The sequence below is a fragment of the Corynebacterium sp. c7Ub_26 genome (assembly GCF_053760365.1).
Genome location: NZ_JBSNBL010000001.1, coordinates 490,323 through 513,783, shown reverse-complemented (window position 1 = coordinate 513,783; position 23,461 = coordinate 490,323). Strand labels below are relative to the sequence as shown.

20 protein-coding genes are annotated in these 23,461 nt (G+C 59.5%); 3 read left to right on the top strand and 17 right to left on the bottom strand.

Features of this window, described 5'->3' with window-relative positions; translation table 11 throughout:
- Positions 1–29: 29 nt before the first annotated feature.
- The 13 genes from smc to ACWORE_RS02135 form a co-directional block, all read right to left on the bottom strand.
- Complete coding sequence (gene smc / locus ACWORE_RS02195; RefSeq protein ID WP_455302333.1) at positions 30–3,614, bottom strand: chromosome segregation protein SMC; 3,585 nt, start codon at positions 3,612–3,614, stop codon at positions 30–32.
- A 48-nt stretch (positions 3,615–3,662) separates the two neighbouring features.
- Positions 3,663–3,977 carry an acylphosphatase gene (locus ACWORE_RS02190; RefSeq protein WP_296135895.1) on the bottom strand — a complete coding sequence of 105 codons (315 nt, stop codon included), beginning with the start codon at positions 3,975–3,977 and terminating at the stop codon, positions 3,663–3,665.
- Positions 3,978–4,058: 81 nt separating this feature from the next.
- Entirely contained in the window at positions 4,059–5,588 is a 1,530-nt protein-coding gene (locus ACWORE_RS02185; protein WP_012731827.1) for an alanine/glycine:cation symporter family protein, read from the bottom strand.
- A 120-nt stretch (positions 5,589–5,708) separates the two neighbouring features.
- A complete protein-coding gene (gene rnc / locus ACWORE_RS02180) occupies positions 5,709–6,449 on the bottom strand; it encodes a ribonuclease III (RefSeq protein ID WP_455302592.1) in 741 nt (246 codons plus the stop codon).
- Complete coding sequence (locus ACWORE_RS02175) at positions 6,442–7,032, bottom strand: YceD family protein (protein WP_052292484.1); 591 nt, start codon at positions 7,030–7,032, stop codon at positions 6,442–6,444. Before ACWORE_RS02175 ends, rnc begins: the two co-directional genes overlap by 8 nt.
- Positions 7,033–7,153: 121 nt before the next feature.
- Positions 7,154–7,912, bottom strand: a complete 759-nt coding sequence (locus ACWORE_RS02170) for a FliH/SctL family protein (protein WP_012731830.1) — start codon at positions 7,910–7,912, stop codon at positions 7,154–7,156.
- Positions 7,913–8,015: 103 nt separating this feature from the next.
- Positions 8,016–8,489 carry a pantetheine-phosphate adenylyltransferase gene (coaD, locus tag ACWORE_RS02165; protein ID WP_012731831.1) on the bottom strand — a complete coding sequence of 158 codons (474 nt, stop codon included), beginning with the start codon at positions 8,487–8,489 and terminating at the stop codon, positions 8,016–8,018.
- Between the two features lie 103 nt (positions 8,490–8,592).
- Positions 8,593–9,159 (bottom strand): RsmD family RNA methyltransferase, encoded by a 567-nt coding sequence (locus ACWORE_RS02160; protein WP_012731832.1) that lies wholly within the window; start codon positions 9,157–9,159, stop codon positions 8,593–8,595.
- Positions 9,160–9,271: 112 nt separating this feature from the next.
- Positions 9,272–9,481, bottom strand: a complete 210-nt coding sequence (locus ACWORE_RS02155; RefSeq protein ID WP_041629395.1) for an acetyl-CoA carboxylase biotin carboxyl carrier protein subunit — start codon at positions 9,479–9,481, stop codon at positions 9,272–9,274.
- A 72-nt stretch (positions 9,482–9,553) separates the two neighbouring features.
- The gene (locus tag ACWORE_RS02150; RefSeq protein ID WP_455302332.1) at positions 9,554–11,893 is read right to left on the bottom strand and encodes an ATP-dependent DNA helicase RecG; all 2,340 of its coding nucleotides are present in this window, start codon (positions 11,891–11,893) and stop codon (positions 9,554–9,556) included.
- Positions 11,893–13,725 carry a DAK2 domain-containing protein gene (locus ACWORE_RS02145; RefSeq protein WP_455302331.1) on the bottom strand — a complete coding sequence of 611 codons (1,833 nt, stop codon included), beginning with the start codon at positions 13,723–13,725 and terminating at the stop codon, positions 11,893–11,895. Before ACWORE_RS02145 ends, ACWORE_RS02150 begins: the two co-directional genes overlap by 1 nt.
- Positions 13,710–14,384, bottom strand: a complete 675-nt coding sequence (locus tag ACWORE_RS02140; RefSeq protein ID WP_012731836.1) for a uracil-DNA glycosylase — start codon at positions 14,382–14,384, stop codon at positions 13,710–13,712. Before ACWORE_RS02140 ends, ACWORE_RS02145 begins: the two co-directional genes overlap by 16 nt.
- A 49-nt stretch (positions 14,385–14,433) precedes the next feature.
- Positions 14,434–15,432 carry a thiamine-phosphate kinase gene (locus tag ACWORE_RS02135; protein WP_041628842.1) on the bottom strand — a complete coding sequence of 333 codons (999 nt, stop codon included), beginning with the start codon at positions 15,430–15,432 and terminating at the stop codon, positions 14,434–14,436.
- Positions 15,433–15,598: 166 nt separating this feature from the next.
- Between ACWORE_RS02135 and ACWORE_RS02130 the strand changes: the two genes are divergently transcribed.
- Complete coding sequence (locus ACWORE_RS02130) at positions 15,599–16,687, top strand: DUF3515 domain-containing protein (protein ID WP_455302329.1); 1,089 nt, start codon at positions 15,599–15,601, stop codon at positions 16,685–16,687.
- A 36-nt stretch (positions 16,688–16,723) separates the two neighbouring features.
- Here ACWORE_RS02130 and ACWORE_RS02125 read toward each other — a convergent pair whose 3' ends face one another.
- On the bottom strand, positions 16,724–17,800 hold the full coding sequence (locus ACWORE_RS02125; protein WP_455302590.1) for a D-alanine--D-alanine ligase family protein: 1,077 nt from the start codon (positions 17,798–17,800) through the stop codon (positions 16,724–16,726).
- Positions 17,801–17,979: 179 nt separating this feature from the next.
- Complete coding sequence (locus ACWORE_RS02120) at positions 17,980–18,978, bottom strand: NAD(P)H-dependent glycerol-3-phosphate dehydrogenase (protein WP_455302328.1); 999 nt, start codon at positions 18,976–18,978, stop codon at positions 17,980–17,982.
- Between the two features lie 220 nt (positions 18,979–19,198).
- Here ACWORE_RS02120 and ACWORE_RS02115 point away from each other — a divergent pair, with 220 nt between their 5' ends.
- Positions 19,199–20,296, top strand: a complete 1,098-nt coding sequence (locus ACWORE_RS02115; RefSeq protein ID WP_455302327.1) for an NUDIX hydrolase — start codon at positions 19,199–19,201, stop codon at positions 20,294–20,296.
- Between the two features lie 59 nt (positions 20,297–20,355).
- On the opposite strand, the gene leuD is transcribed toward ACWORE_RS02115, so the two are convergent.
- Together leuD and leuC are read right to left on the bottom strand one after the other, a co-directional pair.
- Entirely contained in the window at positions 20,356–20,943 is a 588-nt protein-coding gene (gene leuD / locus ACWORE_RS02110) for a 3-isopropylmalate dehydratase small subunit (RefSeq protein ID WP_012731842.1), read from the bottom strand.
- A gap of 99 nt (positions 20,944–21,042) precedes the next feature.
- Positions 21,043–22,614, bottom strand: coding sequence for a 3-isopropylmalate dehydratase large subunit (gene leuC, locus ACWORE_RS02105; protein ID WP_455302325.1), 1,572 nt, complete (start codon positions 22,612–22,614; stop codon positions 21,043–21,045).
- A gap of 76 nt (positions 22,615–22,690) precedes the next feature.
- Here leuC and ACWORE_RS02100 point away from each other — a divergent pair, with 76 nt between their 5' ends.
- On the top strand, positions 22,691–23,443 hold the full coding sequence (locus tag ACWORE_RS02100; RefSeq protein ID WP_455302324.1) for an IclR family transcriptional regulator: 753 nt from the start codon (positions 22,691–22,693) through the stop codon (positions 23,441–23,443).
- Positions 23,444–23,461: the final 18 nt, after the last annotated feature.

The following is a 23,461-nucleotide window of genomic DNA, read 5'->3' as shown; positions in this document are numbered from 1 at the left end:
ATTATTCGACGTACACCGATCATGTGAGCTCACGACACTTCCGGTGAACCAGCTGCCGATCCGGCGGCTGAGCCAGCAGATGTGCCGGGAGCTGAACCAGCCACAGCAGGGTCGCTCACTGGCTGGGAGTGAGGGCTCATTCGTTGAGAGATTACACGTGTCATCCCGTCGCCGCGCATTGTCACGCCATACAGCACATTCGCAATGTCCATCGTCGGTTTCTGGTGTGTAATCACAATCAACTGTGAGTCTTCCCAGAGCTCTTCAAAGAGCGCGATCAACCGTCGGAGATTGACATCATCCAGGGCTGCTTCTACCTCATCCATGACGTAGAACGGGGATGGCCGCGCGCGGAAGATCGCTACCAATAAGGCTAGTGCTGTCAGGGACTTTTCACCCCCAGAAAGCAGCGATAGCCTCGTCACTCTCTTCCCTGGCGGCCGCGCGTGGACCTCAATACCGGTGGTCAAGATGTCATCGGGATCGGTCAGGGACAACCGACCTTCGCCGCCGGGGAACAGTGTCTCGAACACCCGGGGGAATTCGGCTTGGACATCCTCCCAGGCATCGGTAAAGAGCTGCAAAATGGTGGCGTCGACATCTTTAATCACACCGCGGAGGTCCTCGCGCGCCTGCTCAACATCCATGAGCTGGGTGGAAAGGAATGAATAGCGCTCCTCCAGCGCCTTATATTCTTCCAGCGCCAAAGGGTTAACTTTGCCGAGCTGTTTCAAGGCACGCTCCGCGGACGCCAGCCGTTTCTTTTCCGACGCGGGATCAAAGTCGGTCAGATCCTGGCTTGCCACAACGTCCTCGGGATTGAGACCAAGCTGCTCGACGATGTGCTTCTCAGCCTGTTCCACCCGCACCAACGCTGCTTCACGTTTAACATCCGCATCGTGCGTCGTTTTGAGCGCATGTTCGCGTTGCGTCGTGATGGCACTCAACGCGTCCCGGGCGCGCCCCCGCTGTGCCGTGGCTTCCGACATGCGCGCGTGGAGTGTGTCGCGCTCCTCGGCCGCCTTGTGGACTGCGGTGTCCACCCGTTTCGCCAGGCTTTCACACCACTGCGCGATGTGGGCTGCTCGTTGCCGTGCACGCCGACGAGCCCGCTGTGCTTCTTCGTGCCGACGTCGGTGGGCCCGCTCGTGCTCAGCTTGGCGGCGAAGCCTCTCCGCCTGGCCTTTGATCGCCGATGCGCGTTCCTCGGCGCTACGCAGCGCCAACCGGGCCTCGGTTTCCATCGCCCGCACTTGGGTCAGTTCCTCGTGGGCCTGATCCCGAGCGATTGCCGACGACTCCTCTGAGGAATCATCGGCGTCACTGATTTCCGCGTCGATGCGGGAGCGTCGATCAGCCAAGTCGGCCAGTTCGGCGTGGATATTGTCAATGCGCCCTTCGGCGTGGGCGCGGTTCTCCTGGACCTCGTGGAGTTCCTTCTTCAGGCGTTCGACGGCTGCTTCCGCAGTACTCACGCGCTCTTTGAGGTTCGATGCCACGGCGGTGAACTCGGTGTGCGCAGCACGGGCGGCACCCAAGGCGTCTCGTCGTTCCTGCACTGTCGTCTCTGCGCCGGCAATAGTGCCCGCGAGTTCCCTCGCCTTGGCCGTGTAGTCCGCCAATTCTTCTTGTGCCTGGTCGACGGAGGACTTGATGTCAAGGGTCGTGGCTTCACCGGAACCCCCGCTCATCCAACCAGGGCCGATGACGATACCGCTCTTCGTCACAGCACGCAGCCTGGCGTCATCGCGAACCAGCGCAACCCCCGCGGCCACCGACGGGACCGCAACGACGTCGACAAGCAGACCAGTCACCGCGTGGGTGAATTCACTATCCACCGACACTTTGTCTAAGAACCACTCGCAACCGGCGGGAAGGTCCGCATCCAACCGCCAGGTGGATTCCTGCGATTGGCCCATAATCCACGCCCGGCCAGCGTCGGCAGCGACGAGCGATTCGAGGGCTTCACCCACGCTTTCCGACGTATCCCCCGGCGCGGTGATGGCTTCAGCCGCCTCCCCCAGGGTCGAGGACAAGGCCGCTTCCCATCCCCGTTCGACGGTGACGGAGTCGACGAATGATCCCCACTCCACCGATGAATTCGTGCGGAGCCAGGCGACCCCGTTGGTGGGGCGAACCGTGGCTTCTAAGGTGTCGATGCGCGATTGAAGTGCAGAAATGGACCGTTCGTAGTTTCGATCGGTATCGCGGAGTTCGCGGAGGCGATCATCCGCGCTCGCGACATCGCGCTCGGCTTCACTAACCCGATCCAGTATCGCCCCCGCCTGGGAATCGTGGTCCTGCAGGGCGGCTTGGTCTGAATCAACATCACTTTTCGCCTGGGCTAGGGCCGGAACAACCGCATCCACGGCCTTCGTTGCGCGTTGAAGGTCGTCATTCGCAGCCTCCAACCGCTGGCGTGCGGAATCTTCCGCGGCATCTAAACGGGCGACGCCTTCCCGACGATCCGCAATAGCCCGCAGAGCAGCGAGGTGTTCTTTCTCAACCTGCTGGGCTTTCTCTTCCTTTTCATCAACCTGCTCGCGGATTGTCTCTAACCGCTCAGCTGCTTCTTCCACCGCAGCAGTGGTCTCTTCTTCGCGCTCTGCGGCCTCGCGGGCCCGCGCTTCCAGATCCTCTGGGTCCGGGCCGTGGTAGTCCTCGGATTGATCATCCGCCGAGGCCCGATCGGCGGCAATACGCCCGGTCGCCGTAACCCGCTCTGACAACGATGACAACCGGAACCACAGCTGCTGGGCCTCTTCACTCCGCGGCCCGAGCTCGGCAACGCGATGTTCCAGTTCATCGACGTGTTCGCGCAATTCCTCGAGCTTCTCGACGAGGGCTTCTTCTTTCTCCCGCGCCTCATTGGCCCGGCGCGTCAATTCGTCGGCGTCGTCCCGCGCGGTAACCAGCGAGTGCGCGGCGAGGTTGAGGCGAGCTTCGCGAAGGTCCGACTGCACTGTCGCGGCTTTTTGTGCCGCTTCCGCTTGCCTGGCCAGCGGTTTGAGTTGTCGTTCGTGTTCTGTGGTGAGGTCGCGCAGCCGGTCCACATTGGCCTGCATCGACACGAGCTTGCGCTGGGCTTTGTCTTTGCGGCGGCGATGCTTGAGGACGCCGGCTGCTTCTTCGATATATGCTCGCCGGTCCTCTGGTTTGGATTCCAAGATGGTGGACAGCCGCCCCTGCCCCACGATGACGTGCATCTCTCGGCCGATTCCCGAGTCAGAGAGCAGCTCTTGGATATCCATCAAGCGGGCTCTAGCACCATTTATTTCGTATTCGCCGCCCCCGTCGCGAAACACCCGTCGGGTAATGGAAACTTCCGAATAGTCGATCGGCAGAGCGCCGTCGGAATTGTCGATCGTGAGGGTGACTTCGGCACGACCAAGGGGTTTGCGTGCGCCTGTTCCGGCGAAGATGACGTCGTCCATGCTTCCGCCGCGCAAAGACTTGGCACCTTGCTCCCCCATGACCCATGCGAGGGCGTCGACAACGTTGGATTTTCCTGACCCATTCGGCCCGACGACCGCGCAGATTCCGGGTTCGAGTTTTAAGGTCGTCGACGAAGCAAAGGACTTGAATCCTTTAAGGGTCAGCGACTTCAGGTACATGCCAGTAAATCTATTCCGTTGATCAAATTAGCGGTTACCGAGTAATGGTTACCGAGTTTCGAACGTTTGGTACCCGCCCCGTGGTTCTTCCCACGACTCCACCACATTATCGACGGAACCGGGGCGATTGGTCGACGTGGGCTCTTCGCGCAACCGCGCCAAGAGCTCGGTGACGGGCGCCCGCTCACCTTCAGCGCACACGAGGACTCGGCCGTCGGAGTAGTTCGTCGCAGAGCCCACTAATCCGAGTTCGAGGGCTTGGCTTCGTGTCCACCAGCGGAATCCGACGCCTTGAACGTATCCATGAACCCACGCGGTCAGGCGAACGGGGTCATGTGACTGATCGGATTCAGCTGTAGTCATAAGCTTTGGTCCCTTCCCTACGAGCGTCTACTGCGCAGTATCCTACTCGGCTGCACCGGTTAATGGGCGGCCTGCGAATTCTCACTCGGCGCGGACAGAACCGTTAGCACTGCGCCGAATGACTTGCGGGGCGGGCGTTCCCGGACGACGCCCATAAACTTCCTGACCATCGCCACGGATGGTGAGGGGATCACTCCCGTCCCAGCACTCGATTCGGTCATGCCCGGGCAGATTCGGCAGATCGTCACGGTGGAAGACCGGCGACAATCCTTGGTTACGTTGTTGTCGGTAATTCTTGAGAAGCGCGATCGCAGCCCCGCCCAACGGGAGAATGGCGGTGAGGTTGATGGCCACCATAATGCCGGCGAACAGGTCCGCGAGCGCCCAGACGATGCCGACCTTGCCCAGCGATCCACCCAGCACACAGAGGCACACGAGGAACCGGTATGCGGTCATCACCTTGTTATTCCTGGTGAAGAACTCGATGTTGGATTCACCGTAGTAGTAGTTTCCGATGACCGACGAAAACGCGAGGAAGAAGATAATCACCGTCACCAGGTGGACTCCCCAGTGACCGACGGCGGCCGCAACAGAGTTCTGGGTCAACGATGTCGACTCAACGCCTTCACCAAAGGACGGGTTGTTGAGCAAAATGATGAACGCCGTGATCGAGCACACGATGATCGTGTCAAAGTACACGCCGAGGGTCTGAATAAGTCCCTGCTTGACCGGGTGACTAACCGACGCCGTCGCAGCAGCGTTCGGGATCGACCCCTCACCGGCCTCATTCGAAAACAAGCCACGACGAATGCCGTACATGAACGCCTGCCCGAAGGTTGCCCCAGCGACCTCGCGAATACCCAGGGCCGACGTCACGATCTCCGCAAACATGTGAGGAACCTGCTCGATATTCACCGCAACGACGATGAGACCGGTGACGATGTACAGCACGGCCATGATGGGAACCAGCCAGTTGGTGACCGACGCGATACGCTGCACGCCACCGAACACGATGAGTGCCGTCAGGATGGCCAGCGCGACGCCCAACAGCGCCTTCCACCACATCGCGTCGGAGCCCGTCGACTCGGTAATGGCGTCGACAATGGAGTTGGACTGAACCGCGTTATAGACAAATCCGTAAGTCACGGTAATGGCGACCACGAACACAGCGGCCAACCACTTAAGATTCAACCCCTTGGTGATGTAGTAGGCCGGGCCGCCTCGATAGGAATCGGTGTCCTTCACCTTGTACAGCTGCGCCAGTGTGGACTCGACAAATGCGGTGGCGCCACCGACTATCGCGACCAACCACATCCAGAACACAGCGCCGGGCCCACCGATGGTGATGGCCACTGCGACACCGGCGATATTGCCTGTCCCCACCCGCGATGCCGCCGAAATAGTAAACGCCTTGAACGCGGAGATTCCTTTTTTATCTTTCGAAATGTCACTGGGTTTTTCTGTCAGCGACCGAAACATTTCCGGAACCATACGGATCTGAACAACGACCGTACGGAAACAGAACCACACACCTGCCGCTAACAGCACCCACGTGATGACGGTCCATAACCCGTCACTCGAGCCAGTCACCGCGTTCTCAATAGCTGTCATAGTGAACTACCCTACGACCAACGACAGAAGATCCAGAATTTCTGATGGCCCGCTCGGCGCTATCGGCAAACATTTAACATGTTTGAAATAAATGGGCAGAGAATCTCCAGAGAATCTCCGTCACAAAGCGTCGTGGGCTTCGCGGGCCGCGTGGTGCTCCGCTTCTTTCTTGGTGTGCCCCTCCCCGTGGCCCCACACTTTGCCCTGCAAGGACACTGTCGAGGTGAAATGCGGATCGTGAGCCGGCCCCGAAATCGTCGTGTTGTATTCCGGCTCGCCTAAACCACGGCCAGCAATCTTCTCTAGCAGCTCCGTCTTCCAGTCCATATGCAGTCCGACGGTCGGCGCAGATTCAATCCTGGACTTAAACAAACGCAGAATAACGTCTTTCGCAGTCTGGAAACCGTGCTCCAGATAAATCGCACCCAGCATGGCCTCTGTGGTGTCAGCCAGAATGGAATTCTTGTCTTTGCCATTGGTCAGCTGCTCACCGCGGCCCAGCAGCACGTGGTCACCCAAGCCAATCTCTCGTGCCACATCGGCCAATGCGTACATATTGACAACGCCGGCCCGCATCTTAGAAATCTCCGACTCGGTGCGGTCGGGGTACTCCCGGTACAGGCGCTCCGCAACGGAGAGCCCTAGCACCGCGTCGCCGAGGAACTCGAGGCGCTCGTTATTCGGCAGCATCCCGTTTTCGTTAGCGAACGAACGGTGGGTCAGCGCCAGACGTAAAGCGTCGGCAGGAAGAGAGACTCCGAACCCATCGAGCAAAGGCTGATGATCAACATCGCCAAAGGCGGCGGCCCAGGCTTCTTCGCCCGTCAGCCGCTCGTGCTTCGAATTCTTTTGTTTAGACATCACGTAGATCTTTCAGCTTGTCCTGCAATCCTGCCCACCGCGGATCGACCGTCTCTGTCTCCCCGGACACCCCGTCGGGCTCGGGAGTTTGGGAGTCACACTCCTCACCGAACTCTTCGCATGTGGGCGAGAAAGGCAAGGACACTCCGGCTTCGTCGATCACGGCCTGGGTGAGATCCAACCGATTGTCCTTCACCATCGGGGTCGGATCATCGTCATCATCATCGTCGGAGTCCTCCGAGGTGATAAAACCCTCTGTCAGCGCCCATACCCCGTTGATGTGGAAGGACAGATGCGGGGTTAATGGTTTCAGGCACCGCACACACTCGGCTTCACCGGAGCCCGAAATCTCAGCATCAACCACAAGCCCCTCGCCGACATTGGTGACCGTTGCGTGCACACCCAGAGGGGTACCGACGCCAAACGCGATCATTTCTGGGCCGATGCGTACTGGCGATGGACCTTCGGTATCGATGGTCTCTACAGCGCCCGATTGCTGCGATACCGTTGAGACATCCAGGGACAGCGGGTTATGTGCCGTCGGTGTCACTGATTCTTTGCGGTCAGAATGTGAAATTCCCATAACACCGCCCATGGTAATGCACCGCGGACACTACGTCCTCCTGTACCAACTCGACTATCGCGTCGGCGAGCTAAAAGCGCACGACAACGCTGTTTTCGCTGAGTCTCAACAGTGGATGGTTTTAGTTCCGACGTGCGTCTCGGCCGCGGTAGTCGTCGCGAGGTTCACGGGAAGCGGACCGGGAGCGTCCGCCGGAGATCCCTGCGCCGCCACGCAAGGCAGCGCGATCCTTACCCACCGTGCGCAGCACTGAGGTCAAGGACTCCTCAAACTCGGCCAACTTCTGGTCGACGTACCGGTCGCAGTCGCTACGGAGCTTGTCCGAATCAGCATGGGCGGAATCGCGAACGCGCGTCGCTTCCTCATTCGCCATCCGTACGACTTCTGATTCGCTAACCAGGCGGGCCTGCTCTTTCAGGCCTTCGTTCACGCTACGGTCGTAGGATTCATTACCCGACGCGACCAAGCGCTCGGCCTCAGCAGCCGCGCGGCCTGTGACGTCGTCGTATTCACGCTGGGCGTCTTGGACAATGGAGTCCGCCTCGTCCTCGGCGTGGGCGACCATGCCATGTGCGCGATCTTCCGCGTCATTCATCATCGCGTCGCACTTTTCTTGTGCTTCGGCTACTAAACGCTGGGCTTCAGCCTCTGCATCAGCCACCATGGAGTGCGAGCGTTCAGTGGCTTCGTTAATGATGCCGTCGCGCTTATCCAGAACATCCTGCGCATCGTCCATCTCAGTCGGTATGGCGTTGCGGATTTCGTCTAAAAGATCCAGGACTTCCCGGCGGGGAACCATACAGTTACTAGTCATGGGTACGCCGTAGGCCTGATCGACCATTTGGAGTAGTTCGTCGATGCCTTCGAAAGTTCTGTACATAACCACTAGCTTGGCAGAATTTTCGTAGTTTTGCAGGAAGCCACGCCAACTAGCCGACGAGACCCTTTAACATTCCTGCTCATCACGAGGGCTTAGACGCGAATTACTCTGAGAATTTCTCTTGCATCGCCGCGATAACGTGATCAGGCATGAGCCCCGACACGTCGCCTCCGTAGCGGGCGACCTCTTTACATAGGGTCGACGAAATATGCCCGAACTTCGGCGTCGTCAACAAGAAAAGGGTATCGATGCCAGAGAGCGACCTGTTCATCTGTGCCATCGGCAGCTCATAGGCGTAATCCAGTGAGCTGCGCAAGCCTTTCACGAGGGCACTGATCTGGTGTTCCGTGGTGTAATCCACCAGCAGTTTGTTCCACGAATCAACATCGACGTTCGGCAGGTGCTCCACTGCTTTCCGGATCAGGTCACAGCGCTCCTCGACGGAGAAAAGGCCGTGCTTATTCGGGTTAAACGTCACCAGTACCGTGACCTGGTCAAACTGAGCAGCTGCCCGCTCGATAATGTCCACGTGTCCGTTGGTGATGGGATCAAATGACCCCGGGCAGACAACATGCATCCTTCCGTTCCTCTCTCTGGCGCTCCGCGTCCGTGCGCATCATTCTGTGCACATAATATCGAGCGCAATGCGGGCTAACGCTGGTTCTACTTAGAAGCTGGTTCTACTCCGAACGAGTAAAGGACGCCATATCCATACGCGCGGCACCATATGTCCGCTTCTTTAACTTCTGTCCGGTCGGCTCATATCCTTCTGGCCACTGTGTCTCAGGGCTGGCGGACGAACGCTCCACCACCACAGCAGCCCCGTCCCTCAGATGTGGAGCCAGCGCTACCAACATGTCGTGGACGGCCTCGTCGATCAGCGCATAAGGCGGATCGATCAGCACGATGTCGAAATAATTCTCCGGTGCGCCCGACAAATAACTGGATACTTTGAGTTGGACGACGTCGGCATCCACATCGCCGACGCGACGAATGTTGTCCTTGATGGTCTCGATGGCAGCCGAATCCGTATCGACGAAAACGACGCTATCTGCCCCGCGCGATGCTGCTTCCAAACCCAACGCGCCGGACCCCGCGAAAAGGTCAAGAACGCGGGCCCCGTCAAAACCGAACCGGACACTGAGCGAGGAGAACACTCCCTCTTTGGCCCGGTCAGATGTGGGACGTGTGCCTTCGGCGGGGGCTTTAATAGTCCGCCCGCGCGCGTATCCTGAAATAATTCGCATCTCAATTCCCCTCTTTATGCCTGGACTGCGCTGCCGTATGCGCCAGCGTATGTGTGGCCGTGTGTATTGCCGCGTGCGCTACTGCGTTGTACCGCCACGCAAGAACTTCTAACTAATCCGTTATGGCTACGATCCTGTCGCCACCGTCGACATTGGAAAAATCGTCACGATCAAGTGAACCTACCGTACCGGCGACGGGCGATACCACGGGAGCTTCTAGTTTCACAGCTTCGACAACTGCGAGGGTTTCTCCAGGCTCTACCCGCTGGCCCGGGGTGACGTGGTAGTGAACAACTCCCGCGAAAGGCGCACAAATGTCCATGCGGTTCACTTTACCGTCCATGTTGGACTGCCCTTTGTTCACCTCACCTGGGGGAAACTTACCCCGGGTAACTCACCCTTTGCCCAAGAACTCACGTTCAGTACTGCTATAGCCTTCACTAAGCCGTCGGGCGAGACCAGGATCCGTCTGCACGATGTGCTCAGCTTCGGTTTTCGCCGCCTCGATCAGCGGCTCGTCGTGGACGACGTCGAGAAGTCGAATATGAGTGGACCTGCCGGACTGATCAGCCCCGACGAGGTCGCCCTCGCTGCGGGTGGCTAGGTCTAATTCTGCGAGGGCAAAACCGTCGGTGGTGGCAGCAACCCCCTGGAGACGTCGGTATGAGTCACTATCTTCCGGCTGGGCGGTGTGGAAGAGGCACCATGATGCATGACTCCCCCGGCCGATCCGCCCACGGAGCTGGTGAAGCTGCGAGATGCCGAAGTTCTCGGCTTCGCGGATCAACATGAGCGTTGCGTTAGGAACATCAACGCCCACCTCGATCACGGTCGTCGAAATCAACACGTCACAGTCGCCGCGCGAAAACTTCCCCATGATGCGTTCTTTGTCGGGATTGGGCAGCTGCCCGTGAAGCATCCCCACCCGCAACCCGTGGAGAGGACCAACCGTCAGCTTCTCGTACATATCGTTCACGCCACCGTCGCCTTGGATCCGCGGGCACACGATGTAGGCCTGCCGGCCCGACTCTACTTCCTCTCGAATCCGCTGGTAAGCGCGGTCACGCCACCCCTTTTTCCACTCCGGAACGACGGAACTCTGGATAGGTTTCCTACCACCGGGAAGCTCAGTGATCGTCGAGACGTCGAGATCCCCAAAAGTGGTCATAGCGACGGTACGCGGAATGGGGGTGGCGGTCATCACCAGCTGATGCGGAGTGAGCGGCCCGTCTTCCGTGTCACGCCCCCGACCGCGCAGCCGGTCACGCTGCTCAACACCGAACCGATGTTGCTCATCGACGACGACCAACCCGAGGTTGAAGAATTCGACATTGTCGCTGAGTAGCGCATGGGTACCAACGACGATGTCCGTCTCCCCGGTCATGAGGGATAGGAGGGTCTCTTGGCGGGAGGACGTCGACATCGACCCTGTCACCAGCCGAATCGTGGCGGCAACGCCGGCATTAGCCATCATCGTCATCAGCGAGTGTGCGTGCTGCGCGGCCAACACCTCAGTGGGGGCTAAGAGCGCCGCCTGACATCCCGCGTCCACCGCCTGAAGCATGGCGATCAGAGCAACAATGGTTTTGCCCGACCCCACGTCGCCTTGGAGTAGTCGGCACATCGGTCTGGTGGCGGCAATATCGTCGCCAATCTCCTCCGTGACCGCGCGTTGCTGATCGGTCAGGTCGAAGGGCAGGCCGGCTAACAATTCGGCGCGGTATCCGTCCTCACGAGGAGCGCACTGCGGGGCGCGACGGTCCGCTGCAGCGTGGCGTCGTAAAGCAAGAATCAACTGCAATCCCAAGGCCTCGTTAAAAGCGAGGCGCTTGCGGGCCATGGCTTGATCTGCCCACGAAGAAGGCATGTGCATCGCGCGGATGGCGTGATCCAGCGACGGCAGGGGTTTGCCCTGCACAGTAGGCACGCGCGGCAGAGGGTCCGGGATGGGATCGCTATGGGTGAGGACGGTGGTAATCGCGTCCAACGCGGTCCACGAATCCACACGAACCGGGCGCTTCGAACCTGGTTTTGAGCGCTTCGCTGGACGTTTCGTTGATTGTTTGCCCGTCTTTGAACTGCCCGTATCACCATCAGTAGCCGACGCAGACCGCGATGATTCACTCTTCAGCGGATAGATAGGCAACAGCGGCAGCTTGGTGACCAGCGCCGCGGTGTCGCGATCAATAATGTTTCGGGAAGAGCTTCGTTTCGGCTGCTCATCGGCGGGTTGAGTGTCTAACGTCCACTCCTGCGCAAAATCAATCACCTTGTAGGCGGGATGAGCCAGTTGCAGCGCCCCTCGATACTCCGAGACGGTCCCCACAAAAATAGCCCGGGTTCCGACCACCAGGTCCCGCGCCGGGGCGAACGCGTTAAAAAACGTGGCGTTGATAGTTTGGGTGCCGTCGGTAATGACCACCGTGTACAGGCGCTTTCGGGTGCGGGTCGTGATCTTGTTTCCGCGGAGGATCTCCCCCACGAAAGTCACGGTGGTGCCCACGTCAACAGAGCCCATGTCCGACGTCGACCCGGGTTCGACATACCGACGCGGGAACCATTCCACGAGCTCGGCAACCGTCGATACCCCGACGGCGGCTAAATGCGAGCGCGTCGAGTCAGGAAGAGAATCGGGCAGGGGAACGACGAGTGGCTCCCATCCCATCATTGGGCGCACGTATGCCCCCTTCCTACTGCCGACGCTGGTCCGGCGTGCTCCGTTGGACGTCACCATTACTCCACACCGATCATGACAGCTGCACCGCACTTCGGGATCGTGAAGAACGAATACTCCGAGGTGTCCGACTGTGGAAGGGACTGCATTACCTGCGACCAATGATCGTCGCCAGAAATGACGGTGACGAGTTCGCCACCTTTCTCGAGTAACTCGGATACGGTTTTCCAAGCGCGGATAACCTCGGGCGGCGGTGGGAGTTCGGCGCTGGTGGACTCTCCGTCACTACGGTGACCCAAGTCGTCGTAGCTCAGCGTCATCGTTGTTGTTCCCCGGGCCGCGTCAACCATAGCCGCAGCATCCGCGTCGAGCGATTGTGACGGATCGTGAACCGCCATGGCAGCCAAACCCGCGCACAATGACGACGCCGGAACAACGACAACATTCGCGAGGCGCCCATCCACTTCGTTGGGGTCAACGATGCCGTTCGTGACGAGCACTACTTCATCAACAACTTCTTTCTCGATGGCCTCACACACAACCTCGTATTGATCCTGGTCAGCGACGTTTTCATCTGCTTCTATGACGACGGTGTCCGCCCCGGCCCGACCAAAGAAGGCGGCGGCATCCTCACTCGGCACCACGGCTAAGACGGACCGTAGCCGTGGCCGAGCAGTCTGCAAGGAGGACGGACGATCTGCAGAGACCTGATGCAGCGTCTCAACCGTGAGTTTAGACACGTCGCCGCGCTCATAAGCCCCAGAGATAACGTCGCCAGCCCGATTGGTGTGAATGTGGATGCGCGCGGAATGGTCCGTCAGCGCGCCCACAATCAGGCTATCGCCCAGGGGAACTAAGAACGTCCGCAGATCCTCGAGGTCCGTGTTCTCGATAAAAAACATGACTTCGAGCTGTGAAGCCGACGCATTCGGTGCTGAATTTCCAACACTGGAACTTCCGCCACCGATTTCATCATTCCCCGTGCCCGGCGCGGGAGTTCGCGAGGCGTTCACCCGGTCACTGGCCGACGAATCCGGGTGCAATTGCCCACTCCCCGTCGACAATTCACCATCGCTAGTCCACGAGTTTTTTCCACCAATGTGCGCCGGCGTGAAAGCGTTAATGTCAACGTCGTTAATGCCAACGTCGCTAAAGCCTCCATCCCAACTATCGCCATCTCGCGTGGTAAGAACGCGCTCCAGCTCTTCTAGCAAAACGACGAGACCTCGCCCGCCGGCATCAACAACACCGGCACGTCGTAAAACAGGAAGCTGCGACGGGGTGCGTTCAAGAGCTCGGCTGGCGGCGAGCCTAGCAGCATGTGCCACCGCACCCGCACTGTCGGTCGACTGAGCAGCCGACGTCGCTGCAGCAGCCGCGGACCGCAACACGGTGATAACTGTTCCCTCGACCGGGTTCACGATGGCAGCCTGCACGAAACGCAAACTATTCGATAACGCGTCACATACCGAAGTACCGTTCAAAGGCCCGGCTTGTGCAGACTCGGCGAGCCCTCGAAGCAGTTGAGAAAGAACAACACCTGAATTTCCGCGCGACCCCTTCGTCGCTCCAATAGCTAGGGCTATGGCCGCTTCGGACGTCGTTAAGCTTGCATCGGTAGTTAAGTCCGTACCGCTCTGAGCACCATTTCCAGCACGCGACCTGCTCTTTTTCATCTCCCGCTCGCGAAGAGCATGATCCAATGCCGACACGGCCGACGCCATCGTAAAAGCCATATTCGACCCAGTATCGGAATCCGGCACCGGGAAAACATTCAGGCGATTAATCTCTTCCTTCTGCCGAGCCAGGGTGTGAGCGCAGGCACGAGCCCACCGCTGAAGCGTGGTGGAGTCAATGGCGTCAGGCAGCGAATTCGTCATGGAAGTGCCCATTCGACGGGTTCCGCACCTTGGTTGACCAATAGCTCATTGGCCCGGCTAAACGGGCGTGAACCGAAGAATCCCCGGCTCGCCGATAGTGGCGATGGATGCGGGGAGCAGACGGTCGGGGTGTTCCCCAACCATTTCGCGGTATTCTGTGCGTCTCGTCCCCACAATATGGCGACCAGCGGGCGATCCCTTTCAGCCAGCGCTTTGATGGCGCACTCGGTTACTTCTTCCCATCCCTTGCCACGGTGCGATCCCGAATGGCCGGGTCGCACAGTGAGAACCCGGTTAAATAACGCAACACCATGTTCCGACCACGACGTTAGATCCCCAGTGGAAGGGGCCGGGCATCCGATATCCTCCTGTAATTCTCGGAAAATGTTCGCCAAACTGCGGGGAATCGGTGTGACATCCGGGTGAACCGAAAAGCTCAACCCCATCGGATGGCCAGGTGTCGGATATGGATCTTGTCCCACAATCAAGACCTTGACCTGGTCGAATGGGTAGGTGAATGCCCGCAACACGTCGGTCCCTGCTGGCAAGTATCCACGGCCGGCTGCGTTTTCCTCTCGCAAAAAATCGCCGAGCTCGTGGATCCGGTCGGTGACGGGATCCAGTGGCTCTTTCCAGCTGTCGTGGATCGGTAACGGTGTTTGCAGGGTCATGGTTCACACTTTAGCGACGCTGGCCCGGCGGGCTCCACACTCTTCGGTATTACTCTCTATCGGACGAGTCGCTGCCAAAAGACTCTTCCCCGAAAGGATCCCACCCTAATGTGAACGTCGGCGACTGACCGTCGATAGTTAACGGCTCGGCACCCTGTTTGTGGACGCGGCCGAGGAAGCGGAAGCCCGACGGGATGTCTGCCCCGGTGGTGGCGAGAAGAGCGTGGTCCTCACCGCCCTGGCATATCCATTCCATGGGGTCGCGGCCCAGCAAGCGAGCCGCTTCACGCACAGCCGGATCCGGCGCGATCGCGTCCTTATCGAGGTCAATCGTGACGTGACTGGCCCGAGCCATCGTCGAGAGGTCAACAACAAGCCCATCCGAGTTATCCGTCATCGCTGTGGCTCCGGTGGACCGTGCCACCGTGCCCCGCGCCCGAGCCAAAGAGGGGACGCGAAAAGCGTCCACCAGCGTCTGAAGGTGCTCTGAATCGGGAATGGCGTCGGGCGAACCAAAATGCTCAAGCAGCGCCCAACCCGCTGCCGAGTACCCCAACCGTCCACTAGCTATGAGCGTTTGCCCCGGATGAGCACCTGATAGCGACAAGGCCGGGGCGGGCCCTGCCAGCTCACCGATCGCGGTGATGCTAAGCGTCAACCGCTCGCTGGTCACCACATCTCCCCCAACCAGTTCCGCGGGCCACCGGCCGGCCTCGTCGGCAATGCCCTTGGCAATCCCGGTGAGAACGTCACTATCCAGCTCTGGTGGCGCAGCAACTCCTAAAAGCAGAGCGACCGGGCGCGCACCCATCGCTTCGATATCCGCGAAATTTTGCACCACAGCACGGCGGCCCACGTCGTAAGGCGTCGACCAATCACCCCGAAAATGCTGGCCCTCCACCAAAAGATCCGTGCTACACACCGTTTTCGACGCAAACGATGACGGAGAGAGGACGGCAGCGTCATCACCGTTCATGTCGGAAGGAGCGGCTGAGCGGATGGCGTCGATCACGCCCCGCTCACCAAGGCTATGTATAGGTTGTCCCATTACTCTCTCATCTCGGCGCGACTATCGACATGATGATAATTGATTCCGTAACAATCGGCCGTTGACGCTCCGAGACACACCGGGACACACCGAGCGCGCTCCGGGGCAGCTACAGAACCGCCACTGGCACCCGAGCAGCAATCTACCACCAGTACACTGAGAAATTATGTCTGATGACCAGCCGACTACAGACGAAATCCAACGACTCACCGGCCCGGGGACGATCATTTCCCTCGTCTTGGCCGTCGGGTTAGTCGTCGGTGTCATCATTGCTGCGCGAATTGCGTACGACCACGCCGAGCACCAGCCCGTCACTCTCAACACCATCGACGCACCGGGTGCGTCGTCGGCGGAATGCAGCAGTCTTATCGATAACCTCCCCGACCACCTCGGCTCGTATGATCGGGTATCGCTGGCAGACCCAGCCCCTGATGGTGCCGCTGTCTGGATCGATGGCGACAATCGCATAACGCTGCGCTGCGGGGTTCAGCCGCCCGATTCCTACACAGCATTATCGACGACGGAAGAACACGGCGAGGACGAATCCGGCGGCAAGTCGGAGGGTATTCGCTGGTTAGGCCTTGCCGACGCCCGCGGCGGCAATAAACCCGTCACGGATTCCGTGACCTGGTACACGCTCGGGCGCGCGCAAGAAGTTGCAGTCACTGGGCCCGAGGATGTGGCAGATGATTTAAGCGATCTTTCTGGGGCGCTTCACCACAACCCGGTGTCGGACGCGTCGGCAACCGCGCGTCCAGCTCAGACGCCGTTATCCACACTCCCCGTCACGGATGAGGCGGCTCGTGGCAAGCAATGTCGTAGTGTCCTCGACGCGCTCCCCGATCACTTCGGCACGTTACAACGTACGACAAAGGACGCGCTGGGGAACGATCTTCCCGACGGAATGGCAGCGTGGACGGCACCCCGGCGCGACCCGGTCGTCGTGAGGTGCGGAGTACAGCAGCCCGAGAGCTACCATGCTGGGGCTCAGCTCCAACAGATTAATGATGTTCCGTGGTTTAGCGACGGAACGCCCGGTAACCAGCCCGAGGCGGAGGATTCCTCGGAGGATTCGACGGACAGCTCAGCGCAGAACGCGCCCGAGAATGCTTCCACGTCGGCGACGGATAACACCTGGTACGCCCTGGGATGCAGCGATATCGTTGCTCTTTCGATGCCGGCGTCGTCGGGAAACAGCGTCATTACAACGCTATCCAACACAATCAGCAAGAATATGGAAAAATCCGGGGACTAAGCCAGGGGGCTAAGCCAGGGGGCTAACCTCCACCGGTTACGCACCGGGGTGGGCCACCATCGCGCGCTGGATAAGGAGATCCAAGAGGTCGGGGTAGTCAATCCCCATCGCACCGAACATTTGGGGGTACATCGAGATCGGCGTGAACCCAGGCATGGTGTTGATCTCGTTCAGCACCGGGCCACGGTCCGTCACGAAGAAATCAACGCGTGCCAGGCCTTCACAATCCAAGGCGTGGAAGGTTTCCACAGCGAGTTCGCGGATGTGGCGGATGGTGTCGTCGTCAAAGTGTGGTGGAATCTGGGCGGTGATGACGTTATCCAGGTACTTTGTGTCGAAACCGTAGAACCCTTCGTCGCCCGATTCGGTGTCCTCAAGTTGCGCGGGAAGGGAGGCCTCGACGGTGCCATCAGGCCGCTGGAGAACGCCGCACTCCACTTCCGTGCCCACAATCATGGACTCCACGATGACCTTGGAATCATGCTGACGCGCCAGATCGAGAGCGTCATCAAGTTCATCCCACTGATCAACCTTGGAAATACCGATGGAGGATCCGCCTCGAGCAGGCTTCACGAATACCGGCAGGCCCAGAAGATTCTTCTCTTCCTCAGTCAGTGACCGCGTCTCGCGGAGGACGACGTCACGGCCGATGGGGAGCCCTTCCGCGGCGGCCAGTTTCTTGGTGAACTCTTTGTCCATCGACGCGGCTGACGCCAAGACACCTGCACCGACGTACGGGACAGACGCCATGTCAAAGAGCCCCTGGACGGTACCGTCTTCACCGAAACGCCCGTGAAGAACAGGGAAGATGACGTCGACGTCCGCAAAGACCTGACCAACGTCGGGGCCATCCGCATAGACAAAACGTCCAGCGTGCTGCGGATCGAGTGATAACGACAAGCTGGTGCCGGCCTTCACTTCCGGCAGCTGCCGCTCACGAATGTATAGCTCTTTCGGATCCGAGGACCCCACTACCCAGCACCCATCTCTCGTGATACCAATCGGAACGACCTGGTAGCGGTCGGGGTCGAGGTGAGAAATCACGGCGCCCGCAGACACACACGAAATGGAATGCTCAGAACTACGCCCACCATAAACGACGGCGACGCGGATGCGACTGTGCTCGTTATGGCCGCTGTTCTCGTCGCGCTCCCCGCCAGCACCCGGACCTGATTGAGTAGAGGAAACCAGGGGCGATGCCGACTGCGATGTGATGTCCGCCGACGAGTCAGATGAAGGTTCAGATGTAGTCACGGGGACTAAGTGTAGCGGCACTACGTGATGTCGCGGTACTACTCCGCTTTGGTATCGCGCTCCATCAGGTTCATGATGCTCTCTTTCACGGTGGCGCCGTCGAAGCACACCGAGACCACAGCATCCGCGATGGGAACGTCGACACTATGGGCACGGGCCAGCGACTGAATTGCCCGGCACGCGTTGACGCCCTCTGCGACTTGACCGTGGCACGCTTCTTGCGCTTCCTCGAGGCTCATTCCCTGACTGAGGTGCTCGCCGAATGTTCTGTTCCGGGACAACGGCGAATTACAGGTTGCTACTAAATCGCCGAGCCCGGCCAACCCGGAGAATGTTGCAGGGTTCGCACCGAGAGCCGTCCCGAGACGCACTGTTTCAGCAAGTCCGCGCGTGATGATCGTCGCTGCGGTGTTGAAACCCAGGTTTTGGCCAGCGGCCATCCCCGCAGCTAGAGCAATCACATTCTTCGCTACTCCCCCGATCTCACAGCCAATGACATCCGTGTTGGTGTACGGCCGGAAATACGCCGTCGTACACGCTTCCTGAACCCGTTTGGCGCTGTCATGATCGGTGCAGGCCACCACCGTCGCCGCCGGCTGCTCGTCCGCTACCTCTTTAGCCAAATTAGGTCCAGACAGGACGGCGATCTTCTCCGACGGCCGCCCAGAAGCCTCCGCAATGACCTCACTCATCCGGCGCGCCGTGTCACGTTCAAGCCCCTTCGGCAGCGACACAATCAGCGCATCGTCGGGAAGGAAATCCCTCCAGCGGGTCAGGCTGTCCCGAACAGCATGGGACGGAGCCCCCAGCACAACAATGTCCGCATCCGTCAAGGCCACGCGGGGGTCACTCGTCGCAGTCACAGCATCCGGGATAACGACGCCCGGGAGGTAGCGCTGGTTGCGCCGCGCCGATTGGATCTCATCGGCCACCTCGTCGCGCCGAGCCCACAGTCTGACCGTGTTTCCAGCGTCGGCAAACACTTTCGCCATCGTGGTTCCCCACGATCCTGCCCCCATCACCGCTACTGCAACCATCGCGGACCATCCTTCCCTTCGTCGTGCGCACTCTATGTCATGCGCACTATCGTGTGGGTGCCGTGCCCTTCCCCACCGTGTGCGTCGGCTCGTCTTTTGGATCCAGCCTAACCGCCCCTATTCGGGCTCGCGCGGATTAACCTCTCACCATTGTTTGAGTTCCTCGCTTATCGTTGACATAGATTCACTCCACAGAATCCCCGGGAGGATACACATCACTATGTCGAAGAAACGTTCATCCCAGTCACACGACGCCGCTCTTGCCGACGCTCCTCTGCCCGGATCACAGGGAAGTGGCACAAACACGAAGCACCGGCCCGACGCAGAGGGACGCGTGCAGGGTATCGCCCGCCATCCCGCCAGGGAGCTGGGCAAAATCACGCTGGCCGCCGGTGCCGTCGTGTGGCGACGTCGGCAGGGAGCGGATTCTTCTACACCGACCGCTGATGAGTCGTCGGCAAGTACTGTGACCGTGGATGACATCGAGGTCCTCCTGATTCGCCGGCCGCGGTATGACGATTGGTCGCTAGCGAAGGGGAAGCTGGATCCCGGCGAGACACTCCCCATGACGGCTATTCGGGAGATCAAGGAGGAGACGGGTTACGACGTCACGCTGGGGAAGCTTCTGGGCCGGGTGACGTATCCGGTGAAGAGCAGGACCAAGGTGGTGTATTACTGGACGGCCGAGTGCGTTGGTGGTTCGTTTGAGGACAATGACGAAGTTGACCAGCTGGCATGGCTGCCGTTAGAGGAAGCGAAGAAGCGCACAACGTACAAGGTGGACTCGGAGATCCTTGAGAAGACGGCGCGCGAGATTGCTCTCTCCCCCACATCCCGGATCATTCTTATCCGCCATGCTCATGCTCATCCGCGCGAGGGGTGGGGCGGTAACGATAATCTCCGGCCCCTTGACCGGAAAGGCCGCCGTCAGGCCGACATGTTGCCCCGCGAATTGGCGGGGTTTGGAATCACCCGGTTGTATTCGGCAGATCCGATCCGCTGTCAGACCACGGCCGAGCCACTATCTCAGAGCTCGGGGCTGCACATTACTATCGACGAGCTGTTCGGCGACAACGGCTGGGACTCGCACACGGTCGACGCGAAACGACGGATTTCGGACATCATTACGCATGGCGGAGTGTCCGCGATCGTCAGCCAAGGCAAAGCGATCCCGGAGATCATTGCCTGGTTGTCGTCGGAAGGGGCCGTGTCCATCGACGACATACCGTGTAAGAAATCCAGCGCATGGGTGCTGACCTTTGTCGACGGGAAGCTATCCGGCGCGGACTATTTCGCCAGCCCGCTGCCGATTAAATAGGGCCGCTGGATGCCCTGGTAAATGGCGGCCCGCTGAGTGCCGGCCCCGGACGCTGGGCGCTAAATCGTCCTCGGCATGAACGGCGACCGCGACTTTTCGTATTGCGTAATGGCGTCTTCATTGCGCAGCGTAAGCGCAATGTCGTCGAGGCCCTCCATCAACCGCCACCGCGTGTGGTCATCGATATCAAAACCGAACACCGCATCGCCGACCGTGACTGTGCGTTCTTCGAGGTCGACGGTCATGGTACGGCCCGGTTGTTCATCCAGAAGCTTCCAGATCAACTCGATATCTTCTTCGGTCATTTGCGCGGCAACAAGCCCGTTCTTGCCTGCGTTGCCGCGGAAAATATCGGCAAACCGCGCCGATATAACAACGCGGAACCCATAATCCATCAGGGCCCAGGCCGCGTGTTCGCGGGAGGATCCGGTCCCAAAATCTGGCCCGGCAACAAGAATCGACCCGTTCTTATACGTGTCCTGGTTGAGGACAAAATCGGGGTCTTCCCGCCATCGCGCGAATAGTCCATCCTCAAATCCAGTCCGCGTGACCCGTTTCAGGTACACGGCGGGAATTATCTGATCTGTATCGACGTTGGAGCGCCGGAGTGGAACTCCCACCCCAGTGTGGCTAATGAATTGCTCCATAACCGACCCTTTCTGTGTGGCGTTGTTCGTGGTGTGTGCGTTTTCCTATGCGCGGTTTTCTGAAGCGCGCGTGCGCAGCGTTCTTCCCGCTACCCCGCTCTATGCACTCGTCGCGGTGCTCTGCGGTGACGCCGTCTCACTGTGTGCGCTACCTACTGGACTGAGATCTGCTGGCGACGCAAAACGACCTTGAACAGCAGTAGCTGCGGCCACATAGGGGCTCACGAGGTGCGTCCGTCCACCCCGCCCTTGGCGGCCTTCAAAGTTACGGTTCGACGTCGACGCACAACGTTGACCTGGCGAAAGCTGGTCAGGGTTCATCCCCAGGCACATCGAGCACCCGGGCAGACGCCACTCGGCACCAGCCTCGGTGAAAATGGCGTCCAGGCCTTCTTCTTCGGCTTGCTGCTTCACGCGCGCGGATCCTGGCACCACCAGCATGCGGACCCCGTCGGCAACTCTCCGTCCCTTCACGACGGAGGCTGCCGCGCGCATGTCTTCAATGCGGCCGTTCGTACACGATCCAACGAAAACAACGTCGATGGGAACGTCGCGCATCGACACCCCAGGGGTGAGATCCATATACTTCAGGGCTTTTTCACAAGCCGACGCTTCTTCTGCGTCGGTAAAGTCTTCCGGCCCCGGAACGGGTTCCCCGAGTGCAATGCCCTGGCCGGGGTTTGTTCCCCACGTGACGAAGGGCGTGATGTCGCTGGCATCGAGGGTAACGACGGTGTCGAATTCCGCGTCATCGTCGGTCCTCAACGATTTCCAATATTCGACGGCACCGTCCCAATCCTTCGGAGCGTGCGGACGGCCCTTGATGTAATTGAACGTCGTCTCGTCGGGAACGATCATTCCGGCCCTCGCGCCCGCTTCAATCGACATGTTGCACACCGTCATCCGGGCTTCCATCGACAGCTGGTGGATCGCTTCGCCGCGGTACTCAATGATGTGTCCTTGACCGCCGCCGGTTCCGATCTTCGCAATGACAGCCAAGATGATGTCCTTGCCCGTCGTTCCTTCAGGGAGGGTCCCGTCGACATTAACCGCCATTGTTTTGAATGGCTTGAGGGGCAAGGTCTGCGTGGCCATCACATGTTCTACTTCGGAAGTTCCGATGCCGAATGCGATCGCTCCGAAAGCTCCGTGGGTTGCGGTGTGCGAGTCCCCGCACACCACCGTCATCCCTGGCTGGGTCAGCCCCAATTGTGGCCCGACCACGTGAACAATGCCTTGTTCGCGGTTCCCCATTGGGAAGAGCTTGACGCCGAATTCTTCGGCGTTTTTCCGTAGCGTCGAGACCTGTGTGCGCGACGTGATGTCTTTGATTTCGGCAACGTCGCCGGTCTTGACCCCAATGGTGGGGACATTGTGATCCTCGGTGGCGATGGTGAGGTCAGGCCGGCGAACCGGGCGGCCCGCCATACGGAGACCGTCGAACGCCTGAGGCGAGGTCACTTCATGAACCAGGTGCAGGTCAATGTAGATGAGGTCAGGGTCCCCATTTTCCCCGCGTGAGACAATATGGTTTTCCCATACTTTCTCCGCCATCGTGCGCGGGCGGTCCTTGTGGTCGTCCTCAGCAGAGTCCGAGAGCGTCGTCGATGGGGTGCGAGTGGTAGAAGCTCCGGTGGTTGCGGAGGTTTTGTCTGCGGTGGAGTTCGTCATTCTCCAATCCTTCCGTCGTGTCGGCTGCCGTTCCGACGTCCGAGCGTCTCACTATGCAGAATGATAGTATCAAAATATGGGAAAATTAAGCGACTTTGACAACGAACTCGACGACAATCACGCGACCTTCAACCCCGATAGTGGGATCAAAGTTCTTGATCGATCCTTACTCATCCTGCGCACGGCGACAGCCCAACCCATGAATCTGAGCGAAATATGCTCCTCAACAGGGTTACCTCGCGCAACGGCACACCGATTACTGACAGCACTCCACGTTCACCGATTACTCGAACGAGACAAAGACGGCCGGTGGAGCGCCGGACCAGGGCTGTCTGAATTATCCCCGGCCAGCTCGGACCGAATTATCCAGGCCGGAATGACGGTCATGCGCAGTCTGATGGAAAAAACCAACGAATCCGTCCAGATTTATCGGCTCACGGGCAATGTTCGCACCTGCATCGCCTCGATCGAACCAGCCAGCGGGCTACAGAACACGGTTCCCGTCGGTGCGCGCATGTCGCTACTTCGCGGTTCAGCTGCGCGAGTGTTAATGGCCTGGGCACCGGAGGAATTGGTTCAGTCCATCATTCCCGACGCCGCCTTTACGGAAGACGATCTCGCGGAGATACGGACGACGGGCGTCGCTGAATCAATCGGCGAACGCGACCCCAGTTTAGCCAGTGTATCGACGCCGATCCGCGCGAATCAGGGCGTCGTCGCGGCCTTGTCTATTTCAGGTCCTGTGGAACGCTTACGACCGTCACCACAACAACTGTATGGAAACCTCATCCGCGAGGCAGCTAAAAGGATTAACCAGTCATTGCAGTGAAATTTCTCAGGCTTATCA